This window comes from Streptomyces sp. NPDC046712 (genome assembly GCF_040645695.1).
GTDB lineage: Bacteria > Actinomycetota > Actinomycetes > Streptomycetales > Streptomycetaceae > Streptomyces.
The window spans coordinates 43,492-59,871 of the sequence record NZ_JBEYYW010000026.1; the positions used below are offsets into that span (position 1 = coordinate 43,492).

At 72.6% G+C, this 16,380-nt stretch carries 11 protein-coding genes; 1 reads left to right on the forward strand and 10 read right to left on the reverse strand.

The annotated features are described in order from the left end of the window. Nucleotides 1–4: 4 nt before the first annotated feature. Together ABZ939_RS28560 and ABZ939_RS28565 are read right to left on the reverse strand one after the other, a co-directional pair. Nucleotides 5–190 (reverse strand): hypothetical protein, encoded by a 186-nt coding sequence (locus ABZ939_RS28560; RefSeq protein WP_361861155.1) that lies wholly within the window; start codon nt 188–190, stop codon nt 5–7. A 186-nt stretch (nt 191–376) separates the two neighbouring features. Then, on the reverse strand, nt 377–697 hold the full coding sequence (locus ABZ939_RS28565) for a hypothetical protein (RefSeq protein ID WP_361861158.1): 321 nt from the start codon (nt 695–697) through the stop codon (nt 377–379). Between the two features lie 290 nt (nt 698–987). Between ABZ939_RS28565 and ABZ939_RS28570 the strand changes: the two genes are divergently transcribed. After that, nucleotides 988–1,983 (forward strand): helix-turn-helix transcriptional regulator, encoded by a 996-nt coding sequence (locus tag ABZ939_RS28570; protein ID WP_361861161.1) that lies wholly within the window; start codon nt 988–990, stop codon nt 1,981–1,983. Nucleotides 1,984–2,136: 153 nt separating this feature from the next. Here the strand turns inward: ABZ939_RS28570 and gntD are convergent, their stop codons facing one another. From gntD to ABZ939_RS28610, 8 genes are all read right to left on the reverse strand, one after another. Then, nucleotides 2,137–3,150, reverse strand: coding sequence for a guanitoxin biosynthesis L-enduracididine beta-hydroxylase GntD (gene gntD, locus ABZ939_RS28575; protein WP_361861164.1), 1,014 nt, complete (start codon nt 3,148–3,150; stop codon nt 2,137–2,139). Nucleotides 3,151–3,235: 85 nt separating this feature from the next. Next, on the reverse strand, nt 3,236–8,503 hold the full coding sequence (locus ABZ939_RS28580; RefSeq protein WP_361861167.1) for an amino acid adenylation domain-containing protein: 5,268 nt from the start codon (nt 8,501–8,503) through the stop codon (nt 3,236–3,238). Between the two features lie 90 nt (nt 8,504–8,593). After that, nucleotides 8,594–9,295, reverse strand: coding sequence for a gamma-glutamyl-gamma-aminobutyrate hydrolase family protein (locus ABZ939_RS28585; RefSeq protein ID WP_361861170.1), 702 nt, complete (start codon nt 9,293–9,295; stop codon nt 8,594–8,596). After that, on the reverse strand, nt 9,292–10,686 hold the full coding sequence (locus tag ABZ939_RS28590) for a hypothetical protein (RefSeq protein WP_361861173.1): 1,395 nt from the start codon (nt 10,684–10,686) through the stop codon (nt 9,292–9,294). The genes ABZ939_RS28585 and ABZ939_RS28590 overlap by 4 nt, the downstream gene beginning before the upstream one ends. Further along, nucleotides 10,683–13,064 (reverse strand): carbamoyltransferase HypF, encoded by a 2,382-nt coding sequence (hypF, locus tag ABZ939_RS28595; RefSeq protein WP_361861176.1) that lies wholly within the window; start codon nt 13,062–13,064, stop codon nt 10,683–10,685. The genes ABZ939_RS28590 and hypF overlap by 4 nt, the downstream gene beginning before the upstream one ends. A gap of 13 nt (nt 13,065–13,077) precedes the next feature. Beyond that, the gene (gene hypE / locus ABZ939_RS28600) at nt 13,078–14,103 is read right to left on the reverse strand and encodes a hydrogenase expression/formation protein HypE (protein ID WP_361861179.1); all 1,026 of its coding nucleotides are present in this window, start codon (nt 14,101–14,103) and stop codon (nt 13,078–13,080) included. Nucleotides 14,104–14,231: 128 nt separating this feature from the next. Beyond that, complete coding sequence (locus tag ABZ939_RS28605) at nt 14,232–14,816, reverse strand: isochorismatase family cysteine hydrolase (protein WP_361861182.1); 585 nt, start codon at nt 14,814–14,816, stop codon at nt 14,232–14,234. Nucleotides 14,817–14,948: 132 nt separating this feature from the next. Beyond that, nucleotides 14,949–16,346 (reverse strand): condensation domain-containing protein, encoded by a 1,398-nt coding sequence (locus ABZ939_RS28610; RefSeq protein WP_361861185.1) that lies wholly within the window; start codon nt 16,344–16,346, stop codon nt 14,949–14,951. Nucleotides 16,347–16,380: the final 34 nt, after the last annotated feature.

Genomic DNA, 16,380 nt, shown 5'->3' on the forward strand with positions numbered 1-16,380 from the left:
TCTCCTACTGCCAGCCGAGGGTGCGCTCCTCGGCGGTGGCGGTGGCGGTGGTGGCGGTGGCCGGGGCCTCGGTGGCGACGACGGCGGTCGCGGCGGCGGTGGGCTCCTGGGCCGCGGCGGTGAGCGCGGGGGAGGCGACGAGCACGGTGAGGACGACGGCGGCGAGGCGGGCGGCGAGGTTCTTCGACATGGCGTGGCTCCTTGGGGAGGGCGGACGGAAGTGGCCTGTTCCGGTCAGGGGCTCCGGCACGGCCCGGGTGGGCTCGTACCGGGCGTCGTCCCGGCCGGTGATCACCATCCTGTCCGCCTCCCGGCGGCCTTGTCAGCGGTCTGAGGCGGCACGAAGCGGCCTTTGCATAATGCGTCCACCTCCGGGCTAACCAGGGGCGGGCGGCGCGATCAGACCCTCGTAGTAGGGGGCGACCAGAGGCGCTTCGCAGCGCAGCAGGCGGACGCCGCGGAGCGCCGGGTCGAGGTCGAGGGCCCGCTCGCACACCCGCCGGGCGACGGACTCGGCGGCTTCGAGCGAGGAGGCCGCCACGAAGAGGCCGAGGACGGGATGGGGCCGGGCGTCGGCGTGCAGGGAGCCGTGGCGCACACGTTCCTCGGGCCTTGCGAGCGCGCGAACGCGGACGTCGGCGTCCGCGGGTAGAGCCGCCCCCGGTGGTGGTTCGAGGTGGGCGTGAATCAGGTACATCCTCCGACTGTGCAGAGGCGCGGACCATCTCTCCATGGAAATGGCCGGGACGCTTTCTGCCATGGCAGAAAGCGTCCCGGCGTGGCCACTCGAAGAACCGTTATCCGGACAGCATTGGCCGGAATGCGGCGCGTAGATGCACGGGGCACGCACCTCTGCGCCGCATTCCGGATGCCCGATGCGCCCCATTTGAGCGCCATGTTCCGATCGCCGTCGGTGTTCACCGGGCTCAAAGAGGGGGGTGCTATCGTGACGCGAATTTCGAGCAGAACCACGCGGGGGGTTCCAGAATGCTGACCACGTTCGGACTCGATGAAATCGCGGAACGGGTGTACCGGACACTCCTGCTCCGCCCACAGGGGGAGATCGCCGATATCGCATCGGGTGTCGGCCTGACGGCCGATGAGTTTCGCGCGAAGCTGGACCAGCTGAGCGCACTGGGATTGCTGCGGGCGCCGTCCGACGACCCGTCGGCCCTTCAGGTCGTCAGCCCCGAGGTGAGCTTCGAGGCGCTGCTCGCCCGGCAGCAGGCGGAGTTGGCCGCGCAGCAGCAGCGGATCGCCGAGTCCAGGGCGTTCGCGCAGAAGATGATCGTCGAGTACGCGAACCGGCCGATCGCCTCCCGGCCAGGAGAGCAACTCCTCGTCGGAATCGACGATATACGCGCGGAGATCGCCCGGCTGACACGGAACATCAGCACCGAGGTGATGTCCTTCGCCCCGGACGGCGCGCAGGACGCGGACACCCTGGAGGCGTCCAAACCGCTGGACGAGGAGGTGCTCGGCCGGGGTGTCCGGATGCGCACGCTGTATCTGGACTCCATACGCAACAATCCGCCCAGCGTCGCCTACGCCGACTGGCTCGCGGAGGCGGGCGGCCAGATCAGGACCGTTCCCTCCCTGCCCATCCGGATGATCATCATCGACCGGTCGATCGCCATCATCCCGGTGGACGGTGAGGACGCCGGCGCGAGCGCCGTCGTGCTGCGCGGCCACGGCACGCTGGCGGCGCTGTGCGCGCTGTTCGACCGGGTGTGGGAGTCGGGCGAGCCGCTGGGCAAGGCGAAGACGCGGGACGCCAGGGGGCTGACCGCCCAGGAGCGCGAGGCGCTGCGCCTGCTCGGCCAGGGCCTCACGGACGAGGCCATCGCCAAGCGCCTCGGCGTCTCACCGCGCACCGCGCGCCGGATCGCCGCCGACGTCATGGAACTCCTGGGCGCCAAGAGCCGCTTCCAGGCGGGCCTCCTGGCGGCCCACCGCGGCTGGCTCCCCGCGGACACCGTCTGACGACGGCCCGCGGGCCGGCCCCGCGGCCGATCGTGCCCCTTCGGCCTTGACGGGCCGAACCGCCGGGCGGGGCCGGGTCCTGCCAGGGGGCCGCCGGGGGGGCGCCCCGGCGGCGGGCCGGGCGGCGTACCGCCCAGGGCCCCGGCTCCCGCGTCAGGCGAAGACGCGGTCCTGGGCGTTGCCTCGCAGGTCGCGGGACTTGCGGAGGTCGCGGGTGGAGACCGTCTTCTTCAGCCAGCGGTCCGTGCCGTCGTAGCGCGAGGTGAACGCACGCCGGCCGTGCACCGCGAGGTAGTTGTCCACGAAGAGCAGCGAGCCCGCGCCGACCACGACGTCCTGCATCACCTTGTCCAGCGCGTCGACGAGCGCGTCCAGCGCGGCCCGCCCCTCCTCGTCGCCGGGCGTGTGGCGCATGAAGAACGGGTCGATGCGCAGGTACGGGTCCTCCGGCGCGCCGAACAGCACGGCCACCGCCTCGGGCTCGTCACGCATCTGCTGGAGCTTCGCGAGCGACGGGGCGTCCGGGTCGATCGCCCGCAGCTGCCGCAGGTGCTCGTCGTCCGGGAGGATGAAGTACCGCTTCTGCTGGAGCACGGCCCGGTGCTCCTCGCTCAGCTCGATGTCCCGCACGGACGCCAGCGTCGTCGGCACCTCGTCGATGTTCCGCACACCGAACAGGCCCAGGTAGTCGCAGCGGTACGGGTGGAACCCGTCCTCGGTGTGCCACTCGAGGAGCACGTCGCTGCCGTGCCCGCTCTGCTCCCCCTCCTCGCCGGGGATCGGCAGCACGTTCTGGACGAGCCGGCCGCGCTGCAGCGTCGACCAGCCGAAGACGTCGCCGAGGCAGGCCGTCAGCAGGGCGAGGTACGCCTCCTCGCGCCGGGTCGACGTGCTCTCCGCGGCCTTGGTCCAGTGCAGCGGGGTGGGGCCGACACCCCGGTCGTCCACCGGGAGACCCCGCACCATGCACGCGGCGGCGGGCTCCTGCGTACGGAAGCCGTGGAGGAAGCCCCGCAGCCCGGCGGGCACGTCCGGCACGAACCGCCACAGCTCGTCGCTGAAGGACGGCTCCGCGGGGTCGAGACCGGTCTCCAGGAGCCGGGCGACGACCGCTTCCAGCTGGTCGGTCTCGGCGGTGGACAGGTCGTAGGTGAGGACGGACGACATGGTTCTCTCTCTCGATCTCGAAGGTACGGAGGCGGGGGCGAAGGGGGCGGGAGGCCGGGCGCGGCAGGGCGCCCGGCCGTACGGATCAGCCCTCGGCCAGCAGCGCGGCGACTTCCGCGTCGGTCAGCGAGGCCAGCTCCGCCAGCGCCCGCTCGATCTCCTCGTCGTCGGCCGTCTCGATCCGGCCGGTGCGCGCCTCGTCGGCGATGCGCTCGACGGTCAGCTCACCGCTGATGAGTCCGGCCAGCGGCAGCTCCAGACCGAAGGCGGCGCGGACGCGCACGACGATCCGGGTGGCCTGCAGCGAGTGGCCGCCGAGCGTGAACAGGTCGTCGGTCACCGACACCTCGGGCACCCCCAGCACCTCGCACCAGATCCGGGCCACCTCGCGCTCGAAGGCGTCCCTCGGTGCGACGGCCGCGCTCGCGCGGTGGACGCCGGGCTCGGGAAGCCGGCCGCGGTCCAGCTTCCCGTTGGCCCCGGTGGGCAGTTCGGCGAGCCAGACGAAGGCAGAGGGGATCATCGCCGCGGGCAGCCGCTGCGCCAGGTACCCGCGCAGCTCGGCCGTCGGGACCTCGTCGCCGGCGGCCACGAGGTAGCCGACGAGGGCGGGTTCGTCCGCCACCGTCCGTACCACCACGGCGACTTCGGCGAGCGCCGGATGGCCGCCGAGGACGGCCTCCACCTCGGCCGGCTCGACCCGGTGGCCCCGGATCTTCACCTGCCCGTCGAGGCGGCCCAGGAAGTCGATGGTGCCGTCGGCGGACCAGCGCGCGCGGTCCCCGGTCCGGTAGAGCCGCCCGCCGGTGGCGAACGGGTCCGGCACGAACCGCTCGGCGGTCAGTCCCGGCCGGCCGAGGTAGCCGCGGGCCACCTGGACGCCGCCGATGTGCAGTTCGCCGGGTACGCCGACGGGCAGCGGCGCGCCGCGCTCGTCGAGCACGTACAGCCGGACCCCGGGCGCCGGTCCGCCGATCGGCAGCCGTACCCGGTCCGTGTCGCCGGGCTCCACCGCGTACGCGGTGACCTCGATCGCGGCCTCGGTCGGCCCGTACAGGTTGTGCAGCTCCACCCCGGGGAGCAGGGCGTGGAAGCGCGCGGCGACGGCGGGCGGCAGTTCCTCGCCGCTGCAGACGACCCGGCGCAGCACACCCGCGCACTCCCGCGCGGCCGGCTCCTCCAGGAAGGTGCGGAGCATGGAGGGCACGAAGTGGCAGGTGGCGATGGACTCCCGCTGGATCAGTTCGGCGAGGTACGTGGGGTCCTGGTGGCCGCCGGGGCGGGCGAGGACCATCGTGCCGCCGGCGCTGAGCGGCCACCACAGCTCCCAGCCGGAGACGTCGAAGCCCACGGGGGTCTTCTGCAGGACGGTCTCCCCCGGTGCGAGCCGGTGGGCGCGCTGCATCCAGTCCATCCGGTTGACGACGCCGGCGTGTTCGTTCACCACGCCCTTGGGGCGGCCGGTCGAGCCGGAGGTGTGCAGGACGTACGCCATGTTCCGGGGTACGGACACGGCCTCGGGGCGGATCGTCGGGCGGTCGTCGGCCGCCCCCTCGTCGAGCCGGATCACGGCCGGACCGCCCTGGGCCGCGGCCGCGACCGCGTCGGCGAGCGGACCGGCGGCCAGTTCGGCGGTGGTGAGCAGGACGGCGGGCCGTACGTCTTCCAGCTGGGCGGCGAGCCGTGCGGCGGGGTAGCCGGGGTCCAGGGGCAGGTAGCCGCCGCCGGACTTCAGGACGCCGAGCAGGGCGGCGACCAGCTCCGTACCGCGCGGCAGGCAGACGGCCACGGCCTGGTCCGGCCGGGTGCCGAGGTCGCGCAGCAGCCAGGCGATCCTGTTGGCGCGCTCTTCCAGTTCGCCGTAGGTGAGCCGGGCGTCGTCGGCGACGAGGGCGAGCGCGGCGGGGTCCCGGTCGGCCTGCCGCTCGAACGCCTGGTGCAGCAGCGCTGCGGGCGCCTCAGGGCTGCCGGCACCGCTCAGCTCGTCCACGATCCACCGGTGGTCCGCCTCGGGCAGGACCGGCAGGTCGGCGGCGACCGCGCCGGGCCTGCGGGGAGCGGTGTCGAGGACCGTGGTGAAGCCGTCGAGGAGCCGGCGGACCGTGTCCTCGGCGAACAGGTCGGCGGCGTAGACGGCATGTCCGGTGAGCCGTCCGTCGGGCTGCTCGGTCAGATGCAGAGAGATCTCGAACTGCGCGCCGGGCGCGGGGAGTTCGAAGGGCTCCGCGTGGACCTCGCCCGCCTGCCAGGCGGTCAGCGGGGTGTTCTGGAGGGCGAGCGCGGCGCGCACCAGCGGCGGCCGGCCGCCGGACCGCTCGGCTCCGGCGATCCGCACCATCTCGTCGTAGGGGAAGTCCTGGTGGGGATAGGCCGCCAGGCACAGCTCCCGTACCCGCCCGACCAGTTCACCGAAGGTGGGGGTGCCGGACAGGTCGACGCGCAGGGGCAGGGTGTTGACGAAGAGGCCGAGCGCGTCGGCGGTGCCGGGGCGGTTGCGGCAGGCCGCCGGGGTGCCCACCACCACGTCGTGCTGGCCGGTCCAGCGGGACAGGACGGTCGCGAAGGCGGAGAGCAGCACCATGTACGGGGTCGCGTTGCGGGCGGCGCCGTACGTCCTCAGACGCTCGGCCTGCTCGGCCCCGACCTCGAACGGCAGGGAGGCGCCCCGCCAGGACTGGGTGCTGGGCTGGGGAACGTCGAGCGGGAGTTCCAGCGCGGCGGCGCCGTCCAGGACCCCGGACCAGAACGCCTCCGCCGCGGCGCGCTCCGACTCCTCATGGACGTGGGGGCGTACGGACGGGACGGGCGCGGGCAGCGGGCGGCCGGCCAGTGCCTCCTTGTAGGCGGCGCCGAGCTCCCGCAGGAGCACGCCGAGCGACCAGCCGTCGACCGCGATGTGGTGCGCGACGATGCCGAGGCACCATTCGTCCTCGGCGAGCCGCACCAGGACGCCGCGCAGCAGGGAGCCGGAGGCCAGGTCGAAGGGGGCCTCGCCGAGGGCGTCGAGCGCCGCCCGGCAGGCGGCCTCGCGGGCGGCCGGACCGGCCTCCGCGGACACGTCGACGACCGGGACGTCCAGCGGCTCCGCGGCGCGGGCCGAGACCATCAGGGTGCCGTCCCGCGTGGTGTGGAAGGCGGCCCGCAGGGTGGGGTGGCGGGCGACGAGGGCGCTCAGGCAGCCGGTGAGCAGGTCGGTCGAGACCGGTCCGCGCAGCCGGACGCCACCGGCGATGTGGTACGCGCTGCCTGCGCCCATCTCGGCGAGCAGCCACATCCACTCCTGGGCGCGGCCGGCCCGCACGGGGGCGCCGCCGTCGACCAGCAGACCGCCGTCGGCCGACACGTCGCCGTCGGGCGCACCGCCGGCCGTCTCCGGCGCGGGCGCCACCCGCCATCCGTCGAGGCGGTCCTCCAGTTCGGCGGTGGTGATGCCGTCGAGCAGGCGCTCCACGGGCACCTCGGCGCCTGCCGTCTGGTGCAGGGCGGCGGCCAGCCGGACCGCGCGCAGCGAGTCCAGGCCGAGGGCGATGAGCGGGGTCGCCCGGTCGAGCTCCGCCGCGGGCGTGCCCAGCACGGCGGCGACGGCTTCGGCGACGGCCGAAGGAGGAGCGAGGGGGGCCGACTGCTGCGGGGCCGTGGGGGCGGCGACCCGCTTGAGCCCGTCCGAGGCCCATAGCTCCCGGCAGGTGGAGCGGCGGATCTTGCCGCTGGTGGTGCGGGGGATGGTGCCCAGGCGCACGAGCGCGATGTCGCGCGGCGCCAGGCCGTGCTCGGCGGCCACGGCCTCGCGTACGGCGGCCAGCACGCCTGGGGCGTCGTCGGGGGTGAATCCGCGCGCCACCTCGTGGACCAGGACGACCTGTTCCTCGCCGCCGTCGTCGACGGAGAAGGCGGCGGAGCGGGTCGGCTGGAGCATCGGGTGGGCGCGCTCGGCGGTCTGCTCGACGTCCTGCGGATAGTGGTTCCGGCCGCGGACCACCATCAGGTCCTTGATGCGGCCGGTGATGAACAGCTCGCCCTCGGACGTGAAGGCGAGGTCTCCGGTGCGCAGGAAAGTGCGCCCCGGGTGGCTGTCGAGCGTCGCGTGGAAGGTACGGGCGGTCTCCTCCGTACGCTCCCAGTACCCGGCGGCGACGGACGGGCCGCTGATCCACACCTCGCCCACCCCGCCGTCCGGGCAGACGCGGCCGTCGGCGACGACGAGCACCAGGTCCTCGCCCTGCGGGGTGCCGCAGCCGGTCAGCGCGAGACGGGGTCCGGACTCGGGGCCCGCGGGTTCGGCGGTGCCGTGTTCGAGGGCGGCGCGGTCGAGTTCGAGGACGCGGGGGGCGCCGCCGCGGGTCGGGCCGCCGGTGGCGAACAGTGTCGTCTCGGCCAGGCCGTAGCAGGGGTGGAAGGCGCGGGCGGAGAAGCCGGACACCTCGAAGGCGGCGGCGAACTTCTCCATGGTGGAGGGCCGTACAGGTTCGGCGCCCATCATCGCGTGGCGCCAGCTGGACAGGTCGAGGGCTGCCCTGTCCTCCTCACCGATGCGCCGGACGCACTCGAGGTACGCGAAGTCGGGGGCGGCGGAGACGGTGCCCCGGGTGCGGCTGATCGCGTCGAGCCAGAGCAGTGGCTTGCGCAGGAAGGTCATCGGGGCCATCAGAACGCTGGGGAAACCGGCGTACAGCGGCTGCAGGATGCCGCCGATCAGACCCATGTCGTGGTACGGCGGCAGCCAGCTCACGCCCCGGCTGTCCGGGCCGGAGTCGACGGCCTGCGAGATGGTGGCCGAGTTGTGCACCAGGTTGTCGTGGCGGACCATCACGCCCTTGGGGCGGCCGGTCGAGCCGGAGGTGTACTGGAGGAACGCGAGCGCCTCCGGTCGGGGACCCCGCCCGTCCCAGGTGTCGGCCAGGCCGGCGGGCAGCTCGTCCGTGATCAGCCAGGCGGGGAAGGCGGTGGCGGAGAGCTCCGGGTACTGCGTGTCGAGCGCGGTCGCCGTGGCGCGGTCGCTGAGCGCGAGGACCGCCCCGGCGTCGGTGGCGGCGGCGAGGACCATCGGCACGCCGTGGCGGCCGGTGGGCAGGTGGACGGGGACGGCGACCACGCCGGCGTACAGGCAGCCGAGGAAGCCCACGACGTAGTCGACGCCCGGCGGGTACAGCAGCAGCGCGCGCTCACCGGCGAGTCCGCGCTCGGCGAGCGCGGCGGCCACGGTCCGGGCCCTGCGGTCGATGTCCGCGTAGCTCAGGACGAGTTCGCCGGTGTCGGCGAGGAACTCGAAGGCCGTGCGGTCCGGTGTCCCGTCCGCGCGGTCGCGCAGGATGTCGACGAATGTCCCGCCGCGGGGACGGAGCGCTGAGTGCACGGTGGTGCTCCTGGGGTAGCTGCGGCCGTACGCCGTGACAGCGGGCCGGTCGGAAAGGGGCGGATCGGGCCGGAGCGGCTCAGGCCGGGTTCACAGCAGGGCCGGGGCGGCGCAGGCCGTCACGAACCTGCTGAACAGGTGGTCCTCGTGGGCGACTTCGGGGTGCCACTGCACGCCCAGGACGAACCGCTTGGCCGGGTCCTCGACCGCCTCGGCGATGCCGTCGTCGCTGAGTCCGGTGACCCGCAGGGTGCCGGGGTCGGCGACGCCCTGGTGGTGGTGGGAGTTGACGACGGCCTCGGCGCCGTAGACGGAGGCGGCGAGGGAGCCCTCGGTGAAGCGCACCGGGTGCTCGCCGAACACACCGGGCTCAGGGAGGTGCCCGGTGTGGCCGAGCACGTCGGGCAGGTGCTGGTGGAGCGTGCCGCCGTACACCAGCGTCAGCAGCTGCAGGCCCCGGCAGATGCCGAGGACGGGCAGGTCCCGTTCCAGCGCGCCGCGCAGCAGGAGCAGCTCTCCGGCGTCCCGGCCGAGCGCCGGCGGGTCGGTGCGGGGGTGCCGGGGCTGTCCGTAGCGCTCGGGGTCGATGTCGGCGCCGCCGGGCAGCATCAGCCCGTCGAGCCGGTCGAGGACGGCGTCGTCGAGGTCGTCGGGGGGCAGCACGACGGCGCGGCCGCCGTTGGCGCTGATTCCCCGCACATAGGTCTGCTGGATCATGGTGGCCTGCGTGTCCCAGATGTCCCAGCGGGCCCTGTCCTGGTACGCGGCGATGCCGATGACGGGACGGCTCATCGCGTACCGCCTCCGACACCGGCCGGGACGGCGGCCGGGGCCGGCACGGCGTCCGGCGCGAGGGTGCGCAGCGACGAGGCGCACAGCGCCAGGGCGTCCTGGAGCAGCGGGGAGTCTCCGGCGAGCGGGGCGCCGTACGGGGTACGGGTGCGCAGCGCGGCAACGCGCCGGGCGAGCTCCTCCGCCGGGGCCGTGTCGAGCACGGCGGCCACGAAGACGTCGGCCAGTTCGGTGAAGTCGTCGCCGGAAAGGCCCTGGTAGGTGGCCTCGTTGAGACCGATGCGGACACCCTGTCCGGTGAAGCCGGGCAGGCCGGCCATGAAGTTGACGCGCAGCCCGGCGGCGAAGAGCCGGTCGCTGGCCACCTTCGCGGGGACGCCGTCCGCCTCGGGGTCGAGCCACAGCTGGTGGCCGGCCGAGTAGCCGCGGTCGGCGGCCACCACGGTCAGTCCGCGTGCGGTGAGCAGTTCGCCGAAGCGGCGGGTGTTCGCGACGACGGCGCGGGCGTAGTCGAAGCCGCCGAAGTCGCGGAACTCGAGCAGGGAGATGCCGAGGCTGATGGTCGCCGCGAAGTGGTGGTTGCTGATCATGAAGTCCTGGGTCTCGCGGATGCGCCGCTCGACCTCCTTGCTCCGCGTCAGCAGCACGGCCTTCTGCGGGCCGGGGAACGTCTTGTGGGTGGAGCCGCCGAAGCTGTCCGCGCCCTCGTCCAGCGGGTTGCGGAACACACCGGCGAGGACCAGGCCGAGCCAGTGGCTGGCGTCGACGTGCACCAGCGTCTCGGGGCTCACCCGGCGGACGGTGGCCACCAGGCTCGCCACGTCCAGCGGGAAGAGGCAGTGCGACTGGTCGACGTAGAGCAGCGTCGGGCGGACCCGGCCGAGGAGTTCGGCGGCGTGGTCCAGGTCGAGCGCGTGCGGGTCGTCGCCGGTCAGGAACTCGACACGCAGGCCGAGCCGTTCGGCGACCTGCGGGGTCGCGTAGTGTCCGCCGAGGTCCGGGCTGATGGTGACGACGGTGGAGCCGGGCTCGCCGCCGAGGGTGGCCAGGGCCAGCGTCATGGCGTTCAGACCGCTGAGCGGGCGGACGGTGACGTAGTCGGCGCGGCCGAGCTCCTCCAGGAGCGGGACGGTGAGGCCCATCTCAAGGTCGCGCAGGTGCTGGGCGCCGCGGAAGTGCCAGCCGTCCGGCCTGTCGCTCTCGTTGAAGAAGTAGCGGTGGTACGCGTCGAGCATCATCGGCAGCTTGGCTATGCCGGACATGGCCGTCTCGGAGGGGACCATGCTGAGGGTGCGGTTCGCGTGCTCCTCGTTGCGCACCAGCAGCCGCATGACGTCGCCGAGGGTCGGGCTCTCGAACGGCACGGACGTGTCCTTTCCATCGGTGGTCACGGGTGGGTCGTCCTCTCGTGCAGGCGGGCGCCGGCGACCATCACCTGGCCGAGCGCGATACCGCCGTCGTTTGTCGGGACCTGCTGGTGGACGTACGCGTCGAATCCCGCTCTGCGCAGCTCGACCAGGCAGTTGACCAGCAGGAACTCATTGAGGAACACGCCGCCGGAGAGCACGATCCGGTTGGTGCCGAGCGTCCGGCGGATCTCCTCGCACCGCTCGGTCACCATGGCGACCACGGAGGAGTGGAACCGGCGGCTGACGGTCTCCACGGCCGTGCCGCGCGCCAGGTCCGCCGCGATCTCGCGGATCACCGGGCGCGGGTCGATCTCCACCACGCCGTCCCGTTCGGTACGGCCGAAGGCGTACGGCTCGGCCAGGGTGAGGTCCCGGCCCAGCAGGCCCTCCAGCTCGATCGGCCCCTGTGCCTCGTACTCGGCGTGGGAGCAGATGCCGGCCAGTGCGGCGACGCCGTCGAAGAGGCGCCCCATGCTGGAGGCGAGCGGGGCGTTGATGGAGCGCCGCACCATCGTGGTGTAGACGTGCCGGGCCTGCTCGTCGAGGACGTCGAGGGCGGGGAAGGCCGCGTGGGCGGCGTCCGGGTCGTCGTCGAAGGCGTCGAGGGCGAGGGCGAAGCCGGTACGGATCGGCTCCGTGACGGCCTTGTCCCCGCCGAGCAGCGGGATCGGCCGCAGATGGGCGGCGCGGTCCACGGAGGCGAAGGAGCCGTGCAGGAACTCGCCGCCCCAGATGGTGCCGTCCTCGCCGTAGCCGGTGCCGTCGAAGACGACCCCGAGGGTGGCGCCGTCGAGCCGGTTCTCCGCCATGCAGGACGCCATGTGGGCGTGGTGGTGCTGGACGGGGAACACCTCGCCCGAGGCTTCGCTGTCGGCGAGGACACGGGAGCGGAAAGAGGGGTGCATGTCGACCGCGACGACGGCCGGCTCCAACTCGTACAGCTCGGCCAGGTGTGCGGCGGTCTGTCGGTGCGAGGCGAAGGTCTCGTCGTTCTTCAGGTCGCCGATGTGCTGGCTGACGTAGACCTCCTGGCCCGAGCCGAGCGCCACGGTGGTCTTGAGCTCCGCGCCGTACGCCAGGATCTGGGGCAGCTCGCCGTCGACGGGCACGGGGTACGGGGCGTAGCCGCGGGCCCGCCGGACGAAGCTGACGAGCGGCTCGGCGAGCTCGGGGTGGACCGAGCGGCGCACCACCGAGTCGTCGACCCGGATGTGGATGTCCCGGTCGTGGTGCAGGACCAGGTCGGCCACCTCGAAGAGGTCGCGCAGCGCCTCCTCGTTGCGGTAGGCGATGGGGCTGCCGGAGATGTTGCCGCTCGTCATCACCAGGACGTCGAGTCCGGGCCGTTCGAGGAGCAGATGGTGCAGCGGCGCGGACGGCAGCATCACCCCGAGGTTGGGGTTGCGCGGGGCGATCGACTCCGGCAGCGCGAGCCCGGCGGCCTTGCGCAGCAGCACGACGGGGCGGGCCGGGGAGCCGAGCAGCTCGCCGTCTCCCTCGTCGAGCTCCACGAAGCGGGCGGCCGAGGCGATGTCCTCCACCATCAGCGCGAAGGGCTTGGAGTCGCGCCGCTTGCGGCGGCGCAGCAGGGCGACGGCCTCCGCGTTGCGGGCGTCCGCGACCAGGTGGAAGCCGCCGACGCTCTTGACGGCCACGATCCGGCCCGCGGCCAGCGCCTCCGTCGTCGCCGTCAGCGCCTCGTCCTCCTGGGCGACCTCGCCCTCGGGCGAGGACAGGGTCAGCCGGGGCCCGCAGGCGGGGCAGGCGTTCGGCTGGGCGTGGTAGCGCCGGTCGGCGGGGTCCTCGTACTCGGTCCGGCACCGCTCGCACATCCGGAAGACCGCCATGGTGGTCTGCTCGCGGTCGTACGGCAGGTGCTGGATCAGCGAGTAACGGGGGCCGCAGTGCGTGCAGTTGGTGAAGGGGTAGCGGTACCGGCGGTCCGCCGGGTCCCGTACCTCCGCCAGGCACGCGTCGCACACGTGCGAGTCGGGCGCCACGATGGTGCCGGCCCGGCCGTCGCGTACGCTCTCGCGGATCTCGAAGCCGCTGTACGCGTCGGCCGGTGCCAGGTCGTCGCGGCTCTCGATCCGCACCTCGTTGACCCGCGCCAGGGGCGGGGCCTGGGTGCTCAGCGCCTCGTGAAAGGCGCCGAGCACATCGGACGGTCCGCACACCAGAGTCTGCACACCGTGGTTGTCGTTGAGCACCCAGCCGGTCAGTCCGAGTCGGTGGGCGAGCGTGTGGACGAAGGGCCGGTAGCCCACGCCCTGCACCACGCCGTTGACCCGGATCAGCCACTGGCTCGGACGGGAGTCGTGGACGCTCTCCACGGACCCGGTGTCGGTGATCTGCTGCACTGGACCGCTCCGCTCAGCAGAGACGCGGGAGTTCCGCGCCCTGCAGTTCCTCGATCGTGGTGACCTTGCCGTCGGCGCCCGTCATCTCGACGCTCTGCTCGGCCCGGTCGGTGATCTCGCCGATGACCACGGCGTGCTTGCCGTAGGGGTGGGCGTGCAGCGTGGCGAGGACTTCGTCCACCGCCTCGGGGGCGACGAAGAGGGCGAGGCAGCCCTCGTTGGCCGCGTTGATCGGGTTGATGCCGAGCATGTCCGAGGCCATGCGGGTGGCGAACTCGATCGGAAGCGCCTCCTCCTGGACCGAGACGACCCGGCCGACGGCCGAGGAGTACTCGTGCAGGACGGCGTTGAGACCGCCGCGCGTGACGTCGCGCATGGAGTGCACCGCACCGCGCTCGATCAGGTCGTCGAGGCCGGCGATCATCCCGTTCAGCGGCGCGCAGTCGCTCAGGACGTTGGTCTCGAAGCCCAGGCCCTCGCGGACGGAGAGCAGGTGGACGGTGTGGTTGCCGATCGGGCCGCTGAGGATGATCCGGTCGCCGGGGCGGACCGAGGTCATGCGCAGCGGCTCCCGGTGGAAGACACCGACGCCGGTGGTGTTGAGGAAGATCTGGTCCGCCTCGCCCACGCCGACGACCTTGGTGTCACCGGCGACGATCTTGACGCCGGCCTCCTTGGCGGTGTCCCGGATCGACTCCAGGACGCGGTGCAGGGTGGAGATCGGCAGACCGGTCTCCAGGATCATCGCCAGCGTCAGGTACTCGGGCTTCGCACCGACCACGGCGAGGTCGTTGACCGTGCCGCAGACGGCGATCTTCCCGATGTCGCCGTTGCCGAAAAGCGGCGGGTCGACCACGAAGGAGTCGGTGGTCAGGGCGATGTTGCCGGCCGGAACCGGCAGCATCGCGCTGTCCTCCATTTCCCCGGTGTACACATCTCCCAGCACATCCACCACGAAATCGACCAGCTCCCGACTGAGTCGGGCCCCGGTGCCGTGGTCAAGGACGATCTTCTGATCCAGCAAGGACTTCGTGCTCATTGCAGCGAGCCGTCTCTTTCGGCTGTAGGTGGATGGCGCGACGGAGGTGGATCCCGCCGTCTGCCGGTGTTCAGGAATTCCCGTTCTGTTACGGGTGAATTCCGGGCAAAGTCCGGTTCAGTTCCGGGTCACGGGGTCTGGACGACCTTGCGCGGCAGCTCGCCGTCCGTGTCGATGAGGCGCAGGATCTCGGCGGAGTCGACGACCGTCGCGCAGTAGCCGGCCAGCCAGTCCAGGGCGCGGACCTTGTCGGCCTCCTTGGCGGAGACGACGCAGTCGCTGGGGACGTAGACGTTGTAGCCGCGGAAGAAGGCGTCGGCGGCGGTGGTCTGGACGCAGATCTGGCCCTGCATGCCCGTCACCAGGACGGTGTCGACACCCAGCGCCTGCAGGCGCTCGTGCAGGTCGGTCTCGTAGAAGCCGCTGTCCTTGTTCTTCTCGACGAGGATGTCGGTGTCCTCCAGGAAGACCGGGAGGATCTCCGCGCCCTTGCTGCCCTTCTGCGAGGGCACGATGCCGTTGTGGAGCTCCACGTTCGGGTCGTCGGGCAGGTTGATCAGCTGCAGGTGGACGATGTGGTGACCGCGCTTGCGCATCTCGTGGAGGAAGCCGGAGAAGGCCGGGGTGGCCTCCGTGACGGCGTCGATGCGCTCCTGGTTCTTGTGGACCATGTCGTACTGGAGGTCGTTGGTGAGAACGGCGATCTTGCTCATTCGTATCTCCTCGAAAAGCGAGCGTGGATTCCTCGCGGAGCTTCTCCGCGAGGCGCATTCCATGGGCCGAAGAATCTCCCGGAAACCAGCTCCGGAAGTAGTCGGGGAAACCCCCGACCCCGCCCCCCGACATCAGCCGAGGGCGCGATGCTCCGGGGTGTGCACCATTTCGGCCAGGAGGCCGTGGTATTCCCGCATCAGTTCCTCGATGCGGCCGGCGGTGAACTGCTCGGTGCGGTACAGCACGATGCAGTGGGCGCGCTCGGCGTCGTAGCGCAGCCGGATGTTGAGGGGTCGCAGCACGTGCTGCCGCTCGGGGATCACCGGCTCCATCCGGAGGTCCCCGAGGGTGTCCGGGGTGTCGAACTCCTCCTCGGCGGTGAACTGCACATGGAACAGCCGGGCGAGCAGCCCCGGGTCCGGCAGATGCGGCTCCAACAGGTGCGGCGGCAGGTCGTGGCGCGCGAAGTCGGCGGCCGTGCGGGTCTTGACCTGCTCCAGGAGCTCGCCGAGCGTCGGGTTCGCCGACAGGTCGGTGCGGACGATCACGTCGTTGGAGAAGTCCGCGACGAGATCCCGCACATCGCTGGTGTCGCGGAACGAGATCGGGGCGCGTACGCAGATGTCCCGCTGGCCCGAGCGGCGGGCGAGCAGCGCGGTGAAGGCGGTGAGGCCCACCGTGTAGAGGGTGGTGGAGCGTTCCTTGGCGAGGCGCCGTATCCCCGCGTACAGCTCGTCGGGCATCGGTACGTCGATGCCGGTGCCGCGCTGGGAGGGAGCCGGGGGCAGCTCCAGGTCGGCCGGCAGCACGGCCTGTTCGGCTCCCGCGAGCCGCTCGGTCCAGTAGGCGATCAGCTCGGCGCCGCGGGGGCCTTCGAGCCGTTCGCGGTGCCAGGCGGCGAAGTCGGCGAACTGGACGCGCAGCGGCTCCAGCGGGGCCGGTACGCCGGCGAGCGCGGCCGTGTAGTGGGCGCCGAGGTCGCGGACGACGACCTCCACCGTCCGGGCGTCACCGATGATGTGGTGCACCATCAGGAAGACGATGTGGTCGTCCTCGGCGAGCCGCAGCAGCTTCAGCCGGGCGAGCGGGCCGTGCTCCAGGCCGAAGGGCCGGTCGCCCTCCTCCCAGACGAACGCCGTGAAGTCCTCCGGGGCGGCCTCGATCAGTTCGACCGGAAGCCGCAGGGCCGGGGCGACCACCTGGGTCAGCACCCCGGCCTCGACCCGCAGCGAACTGCGCAGCGTCTCGTGCCGGGCCACGACCGCGTTCCACGCCTCCTCGAGCAACGGAACGTCCAGCGCCCCGTACAGCCGCACGGCGGCCAGGATCGCGGGCGCCGGGCCGTCGCTCTCCGCGAGCCCCTGCCACATGCCCTCCTGGGTCACCGCGGCGCGAAACCTCAACTCCCCCGCCGGGCGCGGAAGCACCCGTATCCCCTCGGCGGCGCCCCCTCGGCGGCGACGCATCAGCGCCGCCTCCAGGCGGGCGCGGGCCGCCGGATCCGTCCTGTCCAGCTGTGTTCCCGTCATGAACCGATGGGACCAACCGGGCGGTGTCGCGGGG